Annotated in this window: 12 protein-coding genes; 9 read left to right on the forward strand and 3 right to left on the reverse strand. The window is 71.2% G+C overall.

The window, feature by feature from the left end:
* Nucleotides 1–58 precede the first annotated feature (58 nt).
* From ACFU95_RS18870 to ACFU95_RS18885, 4 genes are read left to right on the forward strand one after another with little or no spacing between them, the layout of a single operon-like run.
* Nucleotides 59–2,287, forward strand: coding sequence for a WD40/YVTN/BNR-like repeat-containing protein (locus ACFU95_RS18870; protein WP_383828601.1), 2,229 nt, complete (start codon nucleotides 59–61; stop codon nucleotides 2,285–2,287).
* Entirely contained in the window at nucleotides 2,287–4,272 is a 1,986-nt protein-coding gene (locus ACFU95_RS18875; RefSeq protein ID WP_383828603.1) for a beta-galactosidase, read from the forward strand. The genes ACFU95_RS18870 and ACFU95_RS18875 overlap by 1 nt, the downstream gene beginning before the upstream one ends.
* A complete protein-coding gene (locus tag ACFU95_RS18880; RefSeq protein WP_383828605.1) occupies nucleotides 4,269–6,458 on the forward strand; it encodes a glycoside hydrolase N-terminal domain-containing protein in 2,190 nt (729 codons plus the stop codon). The genes ACFU95_RS18875 and ACFU95_RS18880 overlap by 4 nt, the downstream gene beginning before the upstream one ends.
* A 50-nt stretch (nucleotides 6,459–6,508) precedes the next feature.
* Nucleotides 6,509–7,225, forward strand: a complete 717-nt coding sequence (locus ACFU95_RS18885) for a hypothetical protein (protein ID WP_383828607.1) — start codon at nucleotides 6,509–6,511, stop codon at nucleotides 7,223–7,225.
* Nucleotides 7,226–7,260: 35 nt separating this feature from the next.
* On the opposite strand, the gene ACFU95_RS18890 is transcribed toward ACFU95_RS18885, so the two are convergent.
* The 3 genes from ACFU95_RS18890 to ACFU95_RS18900 all read right to left on the reverse strand — a co-directional run bounded on the left by ACFU95_RS18890 (nucleotide 7,261) and on the right by ACFU95_RS18900 (nucleotide 11,812).
* Complete coding sequence (locus tag ACFU95_RS18890; protein WP_383828609.1) at nucleotides 7,261–8,448, reverse strand: sulfotransferase family protein; 1,188 nt, start codon at nucleotides 8,446–8,448, stop codon at nucleotides 7,261–7,263.
* A gap of 109 nt (nucleotides 8,449–8,557) precedes the next feature.
* Nucleotides 8,558–10,639 carry a TIM-barrel domain-containing protein gene (locus tag ACFU95_RS18895; RefSeq protein WP_383828750.1) on the reverse strand — a complete coding sequence of 694 codons (2,082 nt, stop codon included), beginning with the start codon at nucleotides 10,637–10,639 and terminating at the stop codon, nucleotides 8,558–8,560.
* Between the two features lie 156 nt (nucleotides 10,640–10,795).
* Complete coding sequence (locus tag ACFU95_RS18900; RefSeq protein ID WP_383828611.1) at nucleotides 10,796–11,812, reverse strand: LacI family DNA-binding transcriptional regulator; 1,017 nt, start codon at nucleotides 11,810–11,812, stop codon at nucleotides 10,796–10,798.
* Nucleotides 11,813–12,123: 311 nt separating this feature from the next.
* Between ACFU95_RS18900 and ACFU95_RS18905 the strand changes: the two genes are divergently transcribed.
* The 5 genes from ACFU95_RS18905 to ispG all read left to right on the forward strand — a co-directional run bounded on the left by ACFU95_RS18905 (nucleotide 12,124) and on the right by ispG (nucleotide 19,047).
* The gene (locus ACFU95_RS18905) at nucleotides 12,124–12,933 is read left to right on the forward strand and encodes an endo-1,4-beta-glucanase (RefSeq protein WP_383828613.1); all 810 of its coding nucleotides are present in this window, start codon (nucleotides 12,124–12,126) and stop codon (nucleotides 12,931–12,933) included.
* 110 nt (nucleotides 12,934–13,043) lie between these two features.
* Nucleotides 13,044–15,014, forward strand: a complete 1,971-nt coding sequence (locus ACFU95_RS18910) for an acyl-CoA dehydrogenase family protein (RefSeq protein ID WP_383828615.1) — start codon at nucleotides 13,044–13,046, stop codon at nucleotides 15,012–15,014.
* A 106-nt stretch (nucleotides 15,015–15,120) separates the two neighbouring features.
* Complete coding sequence (gene dxr, locus ACFU95_RS18915) at nucleotides 15,121–16,377, forward strand: 1-deoxy-D-xylulose-5-phosphate reductoisomerase (RefSeq protein ID WP_383828617.1); 1,257 nt, start codon at nucleotides 15,121–15,123, stop codon at nucleotides 16,375–16,377.
* A gap of 8 nt (nucleotides 16,378–16,385) precedes the next feature.
* A complete protein-coding gene (locus ACFU95_RS18920) occupies nucleotides 16,386–17,678 on the forward strand; it encodes a M50 family metallopeptidase (RefSeq protein WP_383828752.1) in 1,293 nt (430 codons plus the stop codon).
* Nucleotides 17,679–17,889: 211 nt separating this feature from the next.
* Nucleotides 17,890–19,047: a flavodoxin-dependent (E)-4-hydroxy-3-methylbut-2-enyl-diphosphate synthase gene (gene ispG / locus ACFU95_RS18925; RefSeq protein ID WP_383828619.1), complete on the forward strand. Its 1,158-nt coding sequence runs from the start codon at nucleotides 17,890–17,892 to the stop codon at nucleotides 19,045–19,047.
* The last annotated feature ends 253 nt before the right edge of the window (nucleotides 19,048–19,300 follow it).

Here is a 19,300-nt window from a genome sequence, read left to right on the forward strand (position 1 = left end):
CAGCCCCGCGCCCCCAGGTAGGTATCCGCGTCCCCCTTTGCAAGAACGAGGTACGTCAATGCGCATGTCCCAGCCCAGCAGAAGAACCGTTCTCGCCGGCACCGCGGCCGCCGCCGCGCTCACCACCCTTCCGCCTCTCGCGGCGCGCGCGGCCGCCGCTGAGCCCACTGCCGCCGCTGCCGCCGGCCCGGCGTACCGCTGGCGCACCGCCATGATGGGCGGCACCGGATTCGTCACCGGCGTCCTCTTCCACCCCTCCGTCCGCGGCCTCGCCTACGCCCGTACCGACATCGGCGGCGCCTACCGATGGGACGACCGGACCGACCGCTGGATCCCGCTGACCGACCACCTCGGCTGGGACGACTGGAACCTGCTCGGCGTGGAGGCCATCGCCGTCGACCCGGCCCACCCGAACCGGGTGTACCTCTCCCTCGGCACGTACGCCCAGTCCTGGGCCGGCAACGGAGCCGTGCTGCGCTCCGACGACCGTGGCGCCACCTGGGCCCGCACCGACCTCACCGTGAAGCTCGGGGCCAACGAGGACGGGCGGGGCGCGGGGGAGCGGCTGCTCGTCGATCCGCGGGACAGTGACACGCTGTGGCTGGGCACCCGGCACGACGGGCTGCTCAAGTCGACCGACCGGGGCGCCACTTGGCAGGCCGTGAGCTTCCCGGCCACGCCCGCCGCCACCGGCCAGGGCGTCACGCTCCTCGTCGCCGCGGGCCGTACCGTCTACGCCGGCTGGGGCGACTCCGACGGCACCGCCGGCAAGCCCAACCTGTACCGCACCTCCGACGGCACGACCTGGGAGGCGGTCCCCGGTCAGCCCACCGGCACCGCCGCCAAGGTGCCGATCCGCGCCGCGTACGACAAGCACGCGTGCGAGCTGTACGTGACGTACGCCAACGCCGCCGGCCCCAACGGCCAGTCCGACGGCAGCGTGCACAAGCTGCGTACGACGAACGGGAAGTGGACCGAGGTCACGCCGGTGCAGCCCGGCGGCGCGACGAGCGACGGCGGGACCGACAGCTTCGCCTACGGCGGTGTCGCGGTCGACGCCCGGCACCCCGGCACGGTCGTCGTCTCCACCAACAACCGCTGGGCGCTGGTCGACACCCTGTACCGGACCACCGACGGCGGCCGCAGCTGGAAGTCCCTGAAGGACAAGGCCGTCCTCGACGTCTCCGAGACCCCCTTCCTCACCTTCGGCGCCGACCAGCCCAAGTTCGGCTGGTGGATCCAGGCCGTCGCCGTCGACCCGTACGACTCCCGGCATGTCGTCTACGGCACCGGCGCGACCCTCTACGGCACCCGGGACCTGCAGCACTGGGCCCCGCAGATCCGCGGCCTGGAGGAGACGTCCGTCCGCCAGCTGCTCTCGCCCCCGGTCGGCACGGCACATCTGATCAGCGGCAACGGCGACATCGGCGTGATGTACCACGAGTCCCTCACGGCGTCACCCTCGCGCGGCATGGCCTCGAACCCCGTGTTCGGGTCGGCGACGGGGCTCGCGCAGGCCGCGGCCAAGCCGGCGTACGTCGTCCGCACCGGCTGGGGCGACCACGGCAACGGCGCCTACTCGAACGACGGCGGACAGACCTGGGCACCCTTCAAGGCGCAGCCCGCCATCGCCAAGGACGCCCCGGGTCCGATCGTCACCAACGCCGACGGCAGTGTGCTGCTGTGGTCCTTCGTGCACTGGGACGGCACCACGTACCCGGCCCAGCGATCGGCCGACAACGGCGCCACCTGGGCCGAGGTCGCCACCCTGCCGAAGGGCGCCGTGCCGGTCGCGGACCCGGTCGACCCGAAGCGCTTCTACGCCTTCGACACCGCCACCGGCATCCTCCACGCCAGCACCGACGGCGGCCTGACCTTCGCCGCCCGGGCCACCGGCCTGAAGTCGGGCGACAAGGAGTTCCAGCTGACCGCGGCCCCGGGCCGGTCCGGTGACCTGTGGCTGAGCCTCAAGTGGAACGGGCTGTACCGCTCCACCGACGGCGGTGCCACCTTCACCCAGGTCAGCAGCTGCTGGGCCGCGTACACCCTCGGCTTCGGCAAGGCCGCCGAGGGCGCCTCCTACCCGGCGGTCTACCTGGTCGGCTCCACCGAGACGATCACCGCCGTGTACCGCTCCGACGACGAGGCGAAGACCTGGACGCGGATCAACGACGACCAGCACCAGTGGGGCTGGATCGGCGCCGCCATCACCGGCGACCCGCGCATCCACGGCCGGGTCTACGTCGCCACCAACGGGCGGGGTGTGCAGTACGGGGAGCCCGTCTGATGCCGGAGGAGAAGGGGCGGCCCGCCCTGAGCGACGCCACCCGCGGCCGTCTGCTCTTCGGCGGCGACTACAACCCCGAACAGTGGCCCGAGAAGACCTGGCACGAGGACGTGCGGCTGATGAAGGCCGCCGGCGTCAACTCGGTCACCCTCGGCGTCTTCTCCTGGTCGAGGCTCGAACCGGAGTCCGGCGCGCGGGAGTTCGGCTGGCTGGACACGCTGATGGACCTGATGCACGACAGCGGCATCGGCGTCGTCCTGGCCACCCCGACCTCCTCGCCCCCGCCCTGGATGGGCCGGCTGCACCCCGACACCCTGCCCGTCACCGAGGACGGCCGCACCGAGTGGTGGGGCGGCCGCCAGCACTTCTCGCACTCCAGCGCCACCTACCGGCGCTACGCCGCCGCCATCACCGAGGACCTGGCCGCCCGCTACGGCGGCCACCCGGCCCTGACGATGTGGCACATCAACAACGAGTACTGCACCTTCGACCACGGCGACGAGGCCGCGGCCGCCTTCCGGCGGTGGCTGCGGGAGAGATACGGCACCCTCGACGCCCTCAACGAAGCCTGGGGCACCGCCTTCTGGAGCCAGGGCTACGACACCTGGGACGGCATCCTGCCGGCCCGCCGGCCGCACTACATGCGCAACCCCGCCCAGGTCCTGGACTTCCGGCGCTTCACCTCCGACATGCTGCTGGAGTGCTACGTCGCCGAACGCGACATCGTCCGCCGGCACACCCCGCACCTCCCGGTCACCAGCAACTTCATGCCGCTGTGGTTCGGGCAGGACGCCTGGCGCTGGGCCGAGGAGGAGGACGTCGTCTCCGTCGACCTCTACCCCGACCCGCGCGACCCGCTCGGCGCCCAGCACGGCGCCCTCGTACAGGACATGACCCGCTCCCAGGCGCGCGGCCCCTGGATGCTCATGGAGCAGGCGGCCGGCCCGGTCAACTGGCGGGGCGTCAACCACCCCAAGCCCCGGGGCCTGAACCGCCTGTGGTCCCTCCAGGCCGTGGCCCGCGGCGCCGACGCCGTCTGCTACTTCCAGTGGCGGCAGTCCCGGCAGGGCGCGGAGAAGTTCCACTCCGGCATGGTCAGCCACGCCGGCGAGGAGGGCCGTACCTACCAGGAGGTCAAGCAGCTCGGCGCCGACCTCGCGCGGATCGCGCCGGAGGTGTCGGGCCGGCACAGCGGCGCCGACGTCGCCGTCCTGCACGACTGGCACGCCTGGTGGGCCGGCGCCCAGGACGGCCGCCTGTCCCAGCGGGTCGACCACGCGGACGTGCTCAAGTCCTGGCACCGCGCCCTGTGGCAGGCCCACCTCACCACCGACTTCGCCCACCCCGAGCACGACCTGTCCGCGTACCGCCTCGTCGTCGTGCCGCAGCTCTATCTCCTCACGGACGCGGCGATCGAGAACCTCCTCGCCTACGTCCGCCAGGGCGGCACCCTCGTCTGCGGCTTCCTCACCGGCGTCGCCGACGAGGACGACCGGGTGCGGCCCGGCGGCATGGACGCCCGGCTGCGCGAGCTGTTCGGCATCCGGACCCTGCACGAGTGGTGGCCGCTGGACGAAGGGGAGGGCGTCGGCTGCGAGGGCTTCCGGGGAACCCTGTGGTCCGAGGAGCTGGAGGCCGACGGCACCGCCGACGAGACCGTGCCGTACCAGGGCGGTGAACTCGACGGACTGCCCGCCGTCCTGCGCAAGGACCGGGCCTGGTATGTCTCCACGCTCCCGGAGGCGGACGCGCTGCGCGACCTGCTCGCCCGCATCGCGGCCGGCGCGGGCGCCCGGCCGGTGCTCGACGGCCTCCCCGAGCAGGTCGAGGCGGTACGCCGGGGCGAGGTGCTGTTCGTGCTGAACCACGGCCGAGAGCCGGTGACCGTCGAGGTACCCGGCACCCACCACGACCTGCTGACGGGGACCGACGTCACGGACCGGGTCACCCTCGGCCGCCACGACGTGGCGGTACTGCGGCCATGACCCGAACCCCGGTCCACGGAACCTGGGAGCCGCAGCCGGCCGCCCGCTGGGAGGACGCCTTCCTCAGCGGCAACGGCCACCACGGCACCCTTGTGTTCGGCGACCCGAACGACGACCGCGTCATTGTCACCCATCACACCCTGGTGCGCCCCAACGGCAGCGACACCCGCCCCCCGCGGCTCGCCGCCGAACTCCCCGCCCTCCAGGACCGTCTCCTGGCCGGCGACCGCACCGCCGCGGAGGGCTTCACCGACGGCCGCCCGCTCCAGTGGGTGCAGCCCTTCCACCCCGCCTTCCAGATCCGGCTGCACCGACCGTCCGGCGAGGGGCACGGCTACCGCCGGTCCGTCGACTTCGCGACTGGCGTCGTCCGGGCCGAGTGCGCCGACTGGACCAGCCAGGTCTTCGTCTCCCGCGCCGACGACGTGATCGTGCAGCACATCACGTCACCCGGGCGCATTCTCGACATCTCCCTGGACCACGGCCTGCCCGGCGCCCCCGCCGGACTGGGCGTCGGGCACGGAGCCGTCCTCACCCCCGAGGGCGCCCTGCTGAGCCTGCGCGCCCGCTACCCCGACGCCGACCGTGCCTTCACCGGCGTCACGCTGATCGCCGTCACCGGCGGTACGACGGCCCTCGCCCCGCCGGGCGCGCACATCGAGCAGGCCCGCTCCGTCCTGCTCCTCACCCGGGTCCGGCGGCACACCGGCGAGCTCGACGTGAGCGCGGAGGGCCGCGCCCTGCGCGAGCTGGCGGCCACGGAGTTCGACGGGCTCCTCGCCCGCCATGTCGCCCTCCACCGCGCCGCCTACGAGCGCGTCACCCTCGACCTCGGTGCCGCCCCGGCCGACCGGGCCCTGCCCGGCTCCGAGCTGCTGAAGCGCCCGCATGCCGCCGCCCTGCCGGAGCGGCTGTTCGCGGCCGGCCGCTACCACCTGCTGTCCGCCAGCGGCCTCTTCCCGCCCCGGCTGACCGGCCTGTGGACCGGCGACTGGGACACGGCCTGGTCGGGCGGGTTCACCAACGACGCCAACCTCAACCTCCAGACCGCCTCCGCCGCGGCCGCCGCCCTCCCCGAGGTCACCGAGGCGCACGCCGCGCTGGTCCAGCGCCAGTTGCCCGACTGGCGCGACAACGCCCGCGCGGTCTTCGGCACCCGGGGCGTGGTGGCCCCCGCCCACACCGACGGCGAGTCGGGCCACTCGTACCACTTCAACCGCGCGTACCCCCTGCACCTGTGGACGGCCGGCGCCGACTGGCTGCTCAAGCCGCTCGTCGACCACGACGAGACGCACGGCACCCGCGACCCGCGCACCGCCGTCGCCCTCGCCGAAGTCGCCTTCTTCTACGAGGACTTCCTCACCCGGACCGACGACGACGGCCACCTGGTCGTCGTCCCCTCCTACTCACCCGAGAACCGCCCGGCGAACGCGAGCTGGGGCACGCTCAACGCGGCCATGGACCTCTCGGCGGCCCGGCACGCGCTGCGCACGGCCGCCGTCTACCACCCGGAGCACGCCGACCGCTGGCGGGCGCTCGCCGACCGCCTCCCACCGCACCGGACCAACGCCGACGGCGCCCTCGCCGAATGGGCCTGGCCCGGCCTGGAGGACACCTACGACCACCGCCATCTCAGCCACCTCTACGGCGTCTGGCCGCTCGACGAGATCACCCCGTACGACACCCCCGGCCTCGCGGCGGCCGCCCATCGCGCCCTCGAACTCCGCGGCGCCGAGAACGACTCCGCGCACGGCCACCTCCACCATGCCCTGATCGCGGCCCGCCTCAGGGACGGCGACCGGATCGCCCACGCCCTCGACCAGGTCCTGGGCGGCGACTTCTTCCACGCCTCCCTGATGAGCGCGCACTACCCGAACCGCGACGTCTACAACGCGGACGCCGCGCACACCCTGCCCGCCGTACTGATCGAGATGCTGGTGCAGTCGACCCCGGACCGACTGGTCCTGCTGCCCGCCCTTCCCCCCACCTTCCGGGAGGGCCGGCTCCGGGGCGTCCGCACCCGCTTCGGCGCCGAGGTCGACCTGACCTGGACGCCCGGGGGAGCCACGGCGGTCCTGAAGCCGTCCCGCTCCCTGCGCATCGAACTCCGGACTTCCTCCGGCGACGCACAACCGCTCGACCTGGTCGCCGGAGAAGACCGCGTCCTCACCCTGGGGACGTGGTAACCCCCCTCGCACATCCCCCGCAACTCCCCCCACCCATGGAAAGGGACACCATGGCAAAGAGCGCTCTGCGCAAGATCACCACGGCCGTGCTGGCGCCGGCGATGGCCATCGGCGCCGTCGTCGGCCTCGCCTCCGCCCCCGCCTCGGCCGCGGTCTGGAACTCCTGCGACCAGTGGGGCAACACCAGCCTCAACGGCTACACGCTCTACAACAACATCTGGGGCTCCGGCGCCGGCAGCCAGTGCATATGGGCCAACTCCGGCACCAACTGGGGTGTCTGGGCCAACCACCCCAACACCGGCGGCATCAAGTCCTACCCCAACTCCAAGAAGGTGATCAACAAGACGATCGCCTCGCTCGGCTCGCTCACCAGCAGCTACAACGTCACCGTCCCGTCCTCCGGCGCGTACAACACGTCGTACGACATCTGGGACACCGACTACGACTACGAGATCATGCTCTGGGTCAACTACAACGGAGCCGTCGGCCCGCTCGGCACCTCGCAGGGCAACGTCACCCTCGGCGGCCACACCTGGACCGTCTACAAGGGCACCAACGGAGCGAACGAGGTCTTCTCGTTCCTGCGGACCTCCGACTCCACCTCCGGCACCGTGGACATCAAGCCGATCCTCAACTGGATCTCCGGCACCAAGGGCTGGATGTCCTCCAGCGAGACCATCGGTGACGTCCAGTTCGGCTACGAGATCACCTCGTCGTCCGGCGGGCTGGACTTCAACACCAACAACCTGACCGTCAGCAGCAGCTGACGCACCACCGTGGCCGAGGCCGGCCGTGCCTCCCGTCAGGCGCGGTCGACCTCGGCCCGCAGCGCGTTGTAGTCCGCGAAGGCGGATTCCACCTCGGCGTGGCTCAGGTCGTAGCGGGCCAGGTCGTAGGTGTGGCGCCGGGTTCCCTTGGGGCGGGCGACGGCGCCGGGGAGACGGGCCGCCTCGGACTCGGTCCAGCGGGCGCCCACGGCCGCGTAGAGCCTGGGGGCGCCGGAGGCCGGATCGGAGCCCAGCCAGGAGTACGGCACGTCCACCAGCTGCTCCGCGGGGATGTCGGCCCGGGCCGCCAGACCGCGTGTCATGGCGCGGCTCAGCAGGGCGAGCCAGGTGGCGCCGATGCCGGCCAGGTCGAGCGGACGGGTGCTGACCGCCATGCCGTGCTCGATGAGACTGCAGAAGGACGCCACGGCGGTGACCGGGTCGCGGTGGCACCACACGATCGTCGCGTCGGGGAACACCGTGCGCAGCGCGTCCAGGTTCTCCAGGTGCATCGGGGACTTCAGCATCCAGCGGCGGCGCGGACGGCCGTACTGGAGGACCTGGTAGACCTGCTTGAGATACCGGTAGTCGGGGACGAAGTCCCGCTCGCAGTGCCAGTCCCGGTACTCGGGGATCCGGGCCTGGGAGAACGGCATCAGGGCGTGCGGGAGCGCGAACGTGCACTCCTCCGGGCCCTCGGCAGCCATCGCGTGGATGTCACGGAAGCGCGGTGCGAAGAGATCGGTGCCCTGGACCATCCGGCGCCCGGCCGTGACCGCCCTGCGCCGCTGCCGGGGCGGCAACTCCAGGTCGGGGGCCAGCAGTTCCCACAGCAGCGGGCTGCGGTGCTCCTCCGGCAGCGACAGCACGGCGTGGGTGACGGTGGTCGCCGTGCGTGGCAGGCCGACGACGAACACGGGCCTCTCGATCGGCTCCCGCTCGATCTCCGGACGCTCGGCGATCAGCCGCCGGACACGGGCCCGGTTGGTGAGATGCCGGCGCACATGCGTCTGCGCGGCCTGCCAGCCGACCGGGGTGAGCCGGTCGGCCCGCGCCCACCAGCCCAGCAGCGAGGCGAAGTCCTCGACGAACTGCCGGTCACCCGGCGCCTGCCCGGCCTCCCCGGCGATCCTGTCGAAGACCCGGCCGGGATCGCGCCGCGAGCCGAAGGCCGGGCGCACCAGCAGATCGGCCAGGGCGAGAGCGAGCGGAGACGAGGACATCCGGTGAACCTACCCCGTGGAACTCGCCTGCGGTGAACGGAAGTTGGCCGGACCCGCGAAGGAGGGTGGCCGGAAGACCTCCATCGTCCGGCCACCCCCTCCGGCACGGCTACTCCGCTACAGGCAGCCGCGCCCCGTCCCGCAGGAACAGCGGGATGCGGTCCAGCGGGGCGTCGACCGTCACGGTCGCACCGCCCTCGTACGTCTCCCCGGTCCACGCGTCCGTCCAGCGCGCGCCCGCCGGAAGGTACGTCGTCCAGGCCGTGGCGCCGGCCGTCAGCACCGGGGCGACCAGCAGGTCCCGGCCGAACAGGTAGGCGTCGTCGACCGACCAGGCCGCCCGGTCCTCGGGGAACTCCAGGAACAGCGGCCGCATCACCGGCAGGCCCTCCTCGTGGGCCTCGCGCATGACCTGGAGGACGTACGGCTTCAGGCGCTCGCGCAGCCGCAGGTACTTCTCCAGGATCGCGCCGGCCTCCTCGCCGTACGACCACACCTCGTTCGGACCGCCGGTCATGTCCGGGCCGAGCGGCATGCCCGGGTCGCGGAAGCCGTGCAGGCGCATCAGCGGGGACAGGGCGCCGAACTGGAACCAGCGGACCATCACCTCGCGGTAGGCCGGGTCGTCCGGGTCGCCGCCGTGGAAGCCGCCGATGTCCGTGTTCCACCAGGGGATGCCGGACAGCGCGGTGTTGAGGCCGGCCGCGATCTGGCGCCGCAGGGTCGGGAAGTCGGTGCCGATGTCGCCCGACCACAGGGCGGCGCCGTAGCGCTGGCTGCCCGCCCAGGCCGAGCGGTTGAGGGTGACGATCTCCTCCTCGCCGGACGCGCGCAGGCCCTCGTAGAAGGTGCGGGCGTTCTCGGCCGGGTAGATGTTGCCGACCTCCAGGCCCGGACCCGTCCAGTAGCGCAGGTTCTCCTGGAAGCCCGGCTTCAGCTCCGGCTCGCAGGCGTCCAGCCAGAAGGCCGTGATGCCGTACCGGTCGAGGTAGTTCTGCTTCACCTTCGACCACACGAACTCGCGGGCCTCGGGGTTCGTGGCGTCGTAGAACGCCACCTGGACCGTCGAGGCGACCTCCTTGTCCGGCCAGTCGGCGTGCGCCATCGGCCCGTACTGGGTGCCGATGAAGTAGCCGCGCTGCTCCATGACCGGGTGGTTCTCGGAGAGCGGGGAGACCGACGGCCAGACGGACACGACGAGCTTGATGCCGAGTTCCTCCAGCTCGCGCACCATCGCCGCCGGGTCCGGCCACTCCTTCGGGTCGAACTTCCACTCGCCCAGGTGGGTCCAGTGGAAGAAGTCGCAGACGATGACGTCGATGGGCAGGCCCCGGCGCTTGTACTCCCGCGCCACGGCGAGGAGTTCGTCCTGGGTGCGGTAGCGCAGCTTGCACTGCCAGAAGCCCGCCGCCCACTCCGGCAGCATCGGGGTGCGGCCGGTCACCGCGCTGTAGCGGCGCTGGCCGTCGGCCGGAGTGCCCGCGGTGATCCAGTAGTCGAGCTGACGGGCCGAGTCGGCGACCCAGCGGGTGCCGTTGTGCGCGAGCTCCACGCGGCCGATCGCCGGGTTGTTCCACAGCAGGGTGTAGCCCCGGCTGGAGGCCAGGACCGGGATGCCCACCTCGGCGTTGCGCTGGACCAGGTCGAGGACCAGGCCCTTCTGGTCGAACCGGCCGTGCTGGTGCTGGCCGAGGCCGTACAGCTTCTCGTCCTCGTAGGCGGCGAAGCGCTGCTCCAGACGGTGGTAGCCGTTGCCGACGGCCGTGTAGAGCCGCGAGCCCGGCCACCAGAAGTGGGCGCGCTCCTCAGCGAGCACCTCCTCGCCGTCCTCGGTGCGCAGGAACCGGATCAGGCCCTCGGCGTCGACCTCGACGGTCAGCGCGCCGACGGTCAGTACCCCCACACCGTCCTCGATCTTGACGGTGGACTCGGTCGCCGGGGCGGACTCCAGCAGCGCGCCGGGCAGTCCGTCCAGGACGGGACCGCCGAGCCGGGCACGGACCCGCACCGCGTCCGGACCCCACGGCTCGACCCGTACGGTCTCCTGGCGGCCGCTCCACTCCAGCGCACCGTCCCGCTCACGGAACGTGCCGATGGTCGGGGACGACTGCGCGAGGCTGACCGTGCCTGGCTGGGGCTGGTTTTCGGCAGGCTGCTGTGTCTTCCCGGGGGACGACCCCCGGACCCCCAGCAGAGACGCAGGTCCGCCGGGATGGCCGGCGCGAACATCGCGAGGCAAGTCTGAGTGATTCACGGGGGCGCTCCTGAAGAGGGCGTCGGGTGCAGACGGGTTGTGGACAGGGGGGTGCCCGGGAGGGCACGGTGAGTGAACGGGACGGAGACGGCGTCAGTGGGTGGCGGACGGCGCCGGGCCCGTGCTCGCCCGGATCGTCAGCTCGGGGGCGATCAGCACGACTTCGTCGCTCCCGCGTCCCTCCAGCTTGGCGACCAGCTGCTCCACGGCGTGCCGGCCCATCTCCTGCGCGGGAATGGAGACCGAGGTCAGCCGCACCGAGGCCTGGACGGCGACCTGGTCGGGGCAGACGCCGACCACCGACACGTCCTCGGGCACGGCACGGCCCTGCTGACGCAGCAGGGCGAGCAGCGGCTCGACCGCCGACTCGTTCTGCACGACGAACCCCGTGGTGCCCGGACGCTCGTCGAGGATCCGGGCGAGGGTGACGGCCATCGCGTCGTACCCGCCCTCGCACGGCCGGTGCAGCAGCCGCATCCCCAGCTCCTGGGCGCGCAGCCGCAGCCCGTCGAGGGTGCGCTCGGCGAAACCGGTGTGCCGCTCGTAGACGGCCGGGGCCTCTCCTATGACAGCGATGTCGCGGTGCCCCAGCATCGCCAGATGTTCCACACACAGCGCGCCGGTCGCCTTGAAGTCGAGGTCGACGCAGGTCAGCCCGGTCGTATCCGCGGGCAGCCCGATGAGCACGGACGGCTGGTCGGTGCCGCGCAGCAACGGCAGCCGCTCGTCGTCCAGCTGCACGTCCATCAGGATCATCGCGTCGGCCAGCCCGCTGCCGGTGACCCGGCGCACGGCGTCGGGACCCTCCTCGCCGGTCAGCAGCAGGACGTCGTAGCCGTGCGTACGGGCCGTGGTGGCCACGGCTATGGCGATCTCCATCATCACCGGCACATACATGTCGGTGCGCAGCGGGATCATCAGCGCGATGATGTTCGACCTGCTGCTGGCCAGGGCGCGGGCGCCCGCGTTCGGGTGGTAGCCGAGTTCGCGGATGCTCTGCTCGACCCGCGTCCGGGTGGTCGCGGAGATGGACCGCTTGCCACTGAGGACATAGCTCACCGTGCTCGCCGAGACTCCGGCGTGCTGGGCGACCTCGGCGAGGGTGACCATCCAGCTCTCCAAGCTTTGTGAAGCGCTTCGACAGTGCGCGCTACGTACAGGGGCGGGTGTGAGGGTGGTTCGACAGTAGCTCCACCGGGGGTGGGTGTCCATAGGTTGTCGAAGCGCTTCGATTCCTATTTCCGCGGGACAGCGGAGTCCTCGGCGGACGGCCCGGCGGGCTCGGTCCCTGCCTACCACGACCGGTCGCGGGGGGCCATGGACCGGGGCGGGCCGAGGCGCGCTGACCGGCGGCAACCTGCGGCGGCTCCGCGACCACTGAGGGGCGTAAGCGATCCACCCCCCCGGAAGGACCGTCCCCCATGCAGCACCGCCGCCCCCGCCTGTCCAAGAAGGCGAAGACCCTCGTCTCCGCCGCGGTCGCCCTCGCGGCCGCCGCCGGTGTCACCGTCGCCCGGGCGGACGAGTCGGGCAAGAAGTGCGCGGCCTTCGACACGATCACGCTCGGCAAGTACTACGTGAACAACAACCTCTGGAACGAGGGGAAGTACACCGGCACCCAGTGCGTGTGGGACAACTCCCGGTCGGGCTCGACGATCTCCTGGGGCACGAACTACAGCCTGGCCAACAGCAGTACCGGCAAGGACGAGGATGTGAAGTCGTACGCGTCCACCGTCCTCGGCTGGCACTGGGGCTGGAAGGTCGACAAGGCGACCACCGGCCTGCCGGTCCGCGTCGGCGACCGCAAGCCGGTGCGGACGAGCTGGGAGTTCTCGGTCAGCTCCGATCCCGGCACCATGAACGTCGCCTACGACCTCTGGCTGCACACCAAGAACACCGCGGACTGGCAGGACCAGCCCACCGACGAGATCATGATCTGGCTCAACCGCCAGGGCGGCGCGGGCCCGCTGGGCACCAAGTACGGCAGCGTCAGCCTGGGCGGCGCCGTGTGGGACATCTACGAGGGCGACATCGGTTGGAAGGTCCACTCCTTCGTCCGCCGCGCCAACACCACCAAGGCCACGCTGAACCTCGACGACTTCACGCAGGCACTCGTTCGGCGCAACCTGCTCGGCAACGACAAGTACGTCTCCGGCATCGAGTCCGGCACCGAGGTGTTCAAGGGCACCGGCCGCCTGGACACCAGGGCGTACTCCGTCGACATCGGCTGAACGGACGCGCGCAGGGTGGTGGGGTCGTCCGTAATCGGGTACATACGATCGGGTAGCACCCGTCGGTAACCAAACGGCCCAAGATCCCGATTCGCGGCGAGGTGAGCCTCATGTCCGCAGCACCCACGAAGCCCACTGTCACTGAGCGTGAGGCACGCCAAGTGGCGGAGGCGGCCCGGCAGCAGGAATGGCGCAAGCCCAGCTTCGCCAAGGAACTCTTCCTCGGCCGCTTCCGCCTCGACCTCATCCACCCCCACCCGATGCCCACCGACGAGGCCGCCCAGCGCGGCGAGGAGTTCCTCGCCAAGCTGCGTGACTTCGTCGAGACCAAGGTCGACGGCGCCCTCATCGAGCGCGAGTCCCGCATCCCCGACGACGTGATCGACGGGCTCAAGGAACTCGGCGCCTTCGGCATGAAGATCGACACCAAGTACGGCGGCCTCGGCCTCGGCCAGGTCTACTACAACAAGGCCCTCACCCTGGCCGGCTCGGCCTCCCCGGCGATCGGCGTCCTGCTCTCCGCCCATCAGTCGATCGGCGTACCGCAGCCGCTGAAGCTGTTCGGCACCCCGGAGCAGAAGGAACGGTTCCTGCCGCGCTGCGCCCGCACCGACATCAGCGCCTTCCTGCTGACCGAGCCCGACGTGGGCTCCGACCCGGCGCGCCTCGCCACCACCGCCGTACCGGATGATGGGGGCCCCTCCCGCTCGAGCGAATTCGAGAGTGGGGGAGACTACGTCCTCGACGGGGTCAAGCTGTGGACGACCAACGGCGTGGTCGCCGACCTCCTCGTCGTCATGGCCCGCGTGCCGAAATCCGAGGGCCACAAGGGCGGCATCACCGCCTTCGTCGTCGAGACCAACTCGCCCGGCATCACCGTCGAGAACCGCAACGCCTTCATGGGCCTGCGCGGCATCGAGAACGGCGTCACCCGCTTCCACCAGGTCCGTGTCCCCGCCGCCAACCGCATCGGCCCCGAGGGCGCCGGCCTGAAGATCGCGCTCACCACGCTGAACACCGGACGGCTGTCGCTGCCCGCGTCCTGCGTCGCGGCCGGCAAGTGGTGCCTGAAGATCGCCCGCGAGTGGTCCGCGGCGCGTGAGCAGTGGGGCAAGCCGCTCGCCGCCCACGAGGCCGTCGGCGCGAAGATCTCCTTCATCGCGGCCACCACCTTCGCCCTGGAGGCCGTCACCGACCTGGCCTCGCAGATGGCCGACGAGGACCGCAACGACATCCGCATCGAAGGCGCCCTCGCCAAGCTGTACGCCTCCGAGATGGGCTGGCTCATCGCCGACGAACTCGTCCAGATCCGCGGCGGGCGCGGCTTCGAGACCGCCGAGTCGCTGCGGGCCCGCGGCGAGCGCGCGGTCCCCGCCGAGCAGGTCCTGCGCGACCTGCGCATCAACCGCATCTTCGAGGGCTCGACGGAGATCATGCACCTGCTGATCGCCCGCGAGGCCGTCGACGCCCACCTCTCGGTCGCCGGCGATCTCATCGACCCCGACAAGTCCCTCCAGGACAAGGCGAAGGCGGGCGCGAACGCCGGCGTCTTCTACGCCAAGTGGCTGCCGAAGCTGGTCGCCGGCCAGGGACAACTGCCGTATTCGTACGGTGAGTTCAAACGCGGCGTCGACCTCTCCCCGCACCTTCGCTACGTCGAACGCACGTCCCGCAAACTCGCCCGCTCCACCTTCTACGGCATGTCCCGCTGGCAGGGCCGCATGGAGACCAAGCAGGGCTTCCTCGGCCGGATCGTCGACATCGGCGCCGAGCTGTTCGCCATGAGCGCCGTCTGTGTCCGCGCCGAGCACCTGCGCGGCCAGGGCGAGCACGGCCGCGAGGCCTACCAGCTCGCCGACGCCTTCTGTCAGCAGGCCCGGCTGCGGATCGAGGAGCTCTTCGGGCGCCTGTGGTCCAACACCGACGACCTCGACCGCAAGGTGGTCAAGGGCGTGATGTCGGGCACGTACGAGTGGCTGGAGCAGGGCATCGTCGACCCGTCGGACGACGGCGCCCCGTGGATCGCCGACGCGACACCGGGCCCGAGCGAGCGGGAGAACGTGCACCGCCCGATCAGGTGACGTCCTGGTGAGGGGTCACTGCGCGCAGCGACCCCTCACCATCCTGTTACCCGCCGGATGGGGATGCCCTGTCCTCCCGGGCATCCCTTACGGCCACAATGGGGGAATGAGCGACAGTCCAGCCCCCCTCGCCGACCCCCACCTGGTCTACGACGCCGTAGCGGGCGACGGCCCCAAGGACGTGGTGATCCTCGGCTCCACCGGCTCGATCGGCACCCAGGCCATCGACCTCGTGCTGCGCAACCCCGACCGGTTCCGGGTCACCGCCCTGTCCGCCAACGGCGGCCGGGTCGCCCTCCTCGCCGAGCAGGCGTACCGGCTGAAGGCACGGACCGTCGCGGTCGCCCGCGAGGACGTCGTACCGGCCCTGCGCGAGGCACTCGCCGCCCAGTACGGCACGGGGGAGCCGCTCCCCGAGATCCTGGCCGGCCCGGAGGCGGCCACCCAGGTCGCCGCCTCCGACTGCCACACCGTCCTGAACGGCATCACCGGCTCCATCGGGCTGGCGCCCACCCTCGCCGCCCTGGAGGCGGGCCGCACGCTCGCGCTCGCCAACAAGGAGTCCCTGATCGTCGGCGGCCCGCTGGTCAAGGCCCTCGCCAAGCCCGGACAGATCATCCCCGTCGACTCCGAGCACGCCGCCCTGTTCCAGGCGCTGGCGTCCGGCTCGCGCGCGGACGTACGCAAGCTGGTCGTGACGGCGTCCGGCGGCCCCTTCCGCGGCCGTACGAAGGCCGAGCTGGCGGACGTGACCGTCGAGGACGCCCTGGCCCACCCCACCTGGGCGATGGGCCCGGTCATCACGATCAACTCCGCGACCCTGGTCAACAAGGGCCTGGAGGTCATCGAGGCGCACCTGCTCTACGACATTTCCTTCGACCGCATTGAGGTGGTCGTGCATCCCCAGTCGTATGTTCACTCGATGGTTGAGTTCACGGACGGATCCACGATCGCCCAGGCGACGCCCCCCGACATGCGCGGGCCGATCGCCATCGGCCTCGGCTGGCCCGAACGCATCCCCGACGCCGCCCCCGCCTTCGACTGGAGCAAGGCGTCGACCTGGGAGTTCTTCCCGCTCGACAACGACGCGTTCCCGTCGGTCAACCTGGCGCGCCACGTCGGAGAGCTCGCGGGCACGGCACCCGCGGTGTTCAATGCGGCCAACGAGGAGTGCGTGGAGGCCTTCCGGGCCGGCGCGCTGTCGTTCAACGGGATCATGGAGACCGTGACACGGGTGGTGGAGGAGCACGGCACCCCGCCGTCGGGAACTTCCCTGACGGTCGCGGACGTCCTCGAAGCGGAGACCTGGGCCCGCAGCCGGGCACAGGAACTGGCAGCACACACGGCGGAGGCCCGTGCATGACGACCCTGATGTTCATCCTCGGCATAGTGCTGTTCGCGGTCGGGCTGCTCTTCTCGATCGCCTGGCACGAGCTGGGCCACCTGTCCACGGCCAAGCTGTTCGGCATCCGCGTGCCGCAGTACATGGTCGGCTTCGGCCCGACCATCTGGTCGCGGAGGAAGGGCGACACCGAGTACGGCGTCAAGGCGATCCCGTTCGGCGGCTACATCCGCATGATCGGCATGTTCCCGCCGGGCCCCGACGGACGCCTCGAAGCCCGCTCGACCTCACCCTGGCGCGGCATGATCGAGGATGCCCGCTCGGCCGCGTTCGAGGAGCTCAAGCCGGGTGACGAGACCCGCCTCTTCTACACGCGCAAGCCGTGGAAGCGGGTCATCGTGATGTTCGCGGGCCCCTTCATGAACCTCGTCCTCGCGATCGGCCTGTTCCTCACCGTGCTGATGGGCTTCGGCATCCAGCAGCAGACCACCACGGTCAGCTCGGTCTCCCAGTGCGTCATCGACCAGAAGGAGAACCGCGAGGACTGCAAGGCGTCCGACGACAGGTCCCCCGCCGCGGTCGCCGGCATGAAGGCCGGCGACAAGATCGTCTCCTTCGGCGGGGTACGCACCGAGGACTGGAACACTCTCTCCGACCTCATCCGCGACAGCGCCGGCAAGGACGTCCCGATCGTCGTCGACCGCAAGGGCGAGGAACTGACCCTGCACGCGAAGATCGCCACCAACTGGGTCGTGAGGAAGGACGCCAGCGGGGCGTACGTCAAGGACGACTACGTCCAGGCCGGCTTCCTGGGCTTCAGCGCCGCCACCGGCGTCGTCAAACAGGACTTCGGCGACTCGGTGACCTGGATGACCGACCGGGTCGGCGAGGCCGTCGACTCGCTGGTGGCCCTGCCCACCAAGATCCCCGCGCTGTGGGACGCGGCCTTCGGCGACGGCCCGCGCGAGCCGGACTCCCCGATGGGCATCGTCGGCGCGGCCAGGGTCAGCGGCGAGATCGCGACACTGGACATCCCGGCGTCGCAGCAGCTGGCCACCTTCGTCTTCCTCTTGGCCGGCTTCAACCTCTCCCTGTTCCTCTTCAACATGCTCCCGCTGCTGCCGCTCGACGGCGGCCATATCGCGGGCGCCCTGTGGGAGTCGCTGCGCCGCAACGTGGCGAAGGTGCTGCGCCGCCCGGACCCGGGCCCGTTCGATGTGGCGAAGCTGATGCCGGTGGCGTACGTGGTGGCGGGAATCTTCGTCTGCTTCACGCTTCTCGTACTGGTCGCGGACGTCGTCAACCCGGTCAGAATCTCCTAGACACACGGTGTTCGAGACGGCCCGGGATCATCTGTCCCGGGCCGTCTTCCATTGAGTGGGTTTACGGGCCATGGGAGTCCCCCCGCCGAGTGTGTTCGAGGTGGGGGAGTGCTGGGGTGAGGCGCGGTGCCGTAATCTCGAAGCCTGGGGCCCGCTGCTGACGCCGCTGACGGGACCAGACCTTGATCCACGACTTGGGGTTGCACAGCACATGACTGCGATTTCTCTCGGCATGCCGTCCGTTCCGACCAAGCTCGCCGAGCGCCGCAAGAGCAGGCAGATCCAGGTCGGGACGGTGGCGGTGGGCGGCGACGCCCCGGTCTCGGTCCAGTCCATGACGACGACCCGTACGTCGGACATCGGCGCCACCCTCCAGCAGATCGCCGAGCTCACGGCCTCCGGCTGCCAGATCGTGCGGGTGGCCTGCCCCACGCAGGACGATGCCGACGCCCTCTCGACCATCGCCCGCAAGTCGCAGATCCCGGTGATCGCGGACATCCACTTCCAGCCGAAGTACGTGTTCGCCGCCATCGAGGCCGGGTGCGCCGCGGTCCGCGTCAACCCCGGCAACATCAAGCAGTTCGACGACAAGGTCAAGGAGATCGCGCGGGCCGCCAAGGACCACGGCACTCCGATCCGCATCGGCGTGAACGCGGGCTCGCTGGACCGGCGCCTCCTCCAGAAGTACGGCAGGGCGACGCCCGAGGCGCTGGCCGAGTCCGCCCTGTGGGAGGCGTCGCTCTTCGAGGAGCACGACTTCCGGGACATCAAGATCTCCGTCAAGCACAACGACCCGGTCGTGATGGTCGAGGCCTACCGCCAGCTCGCCGCCCAGTGCGACTACCCGCTGCACCTCGGTGTCACGGAGGCGGGGCCCGCCTTCCAGGGCACGATCAAGTCGGCCGTCGCCTTCGGCGCGCTGCTCTCCCAGGGCATCGGCGACACGATCCGCGTCTCCCTCTCGGCCCCGCCGGTCGAGGAGGTCAAGGTCGGCAACCAGATCCTGGAGTCCCTGAACCTCAAGCAGCGCGGCCTGGAGATCGTCTCCTGCCCGTCGTGCGGTCGTGCCCAGGTCGACGTCTACAAGCTGGCCGAGGAGGTCACGGCGGGCCTGACCGGCATGGAGGTCCCCCTGCGGGTGGCCGTCATGGGCTGTGTGGTGAACGGCCCCGGCGAGGCCCGCGAGGCCGACCTCGGCGTCGCCTCCGGCAACGGCAAGGGCCAGATCTTCGTCAAGGGCGAGGTCATCAAGACCGTCCCCGAGTCCAAGATCGTCGAGACCCTCATCGAAGAGGCCATGAAGCTGGCCGAACAGATGGAGGCGGACGGCGTGGCAAGCGGCGAGCCGTCGATCTCGGTGGCGGGCTGAGGACACTCCCCGCCCCACGGGTGCGGGAGGGCCGCAGGCCCTTCGGGGGCGCGGGGAACTGCGCGACCGCCCCCACACGACCCGCACCCGCCGTCGGCTTGAGGGCCGCAGGCCCTCCAGGGGCGCGGGGAACTGCGCGACCAGCCCCGCACGACCCGCAGCCGCCAACCCACCGCACCACCCGAGCTCATGGGCACCCGGCGCAGCGGCGCAGCCACGGGGCGGCGTGGCTCAGCTTCCGCAGGTACAGTGC

This window comes from Streptomyces sp. NPDC057623, assembly GCF_042800355.1.
Classification (GTDB): domain Bacteria; phylum Actinomycetota; class Actinomycetes; order Streptomycetales; family Streptomycetaceae; genus Streptomyces.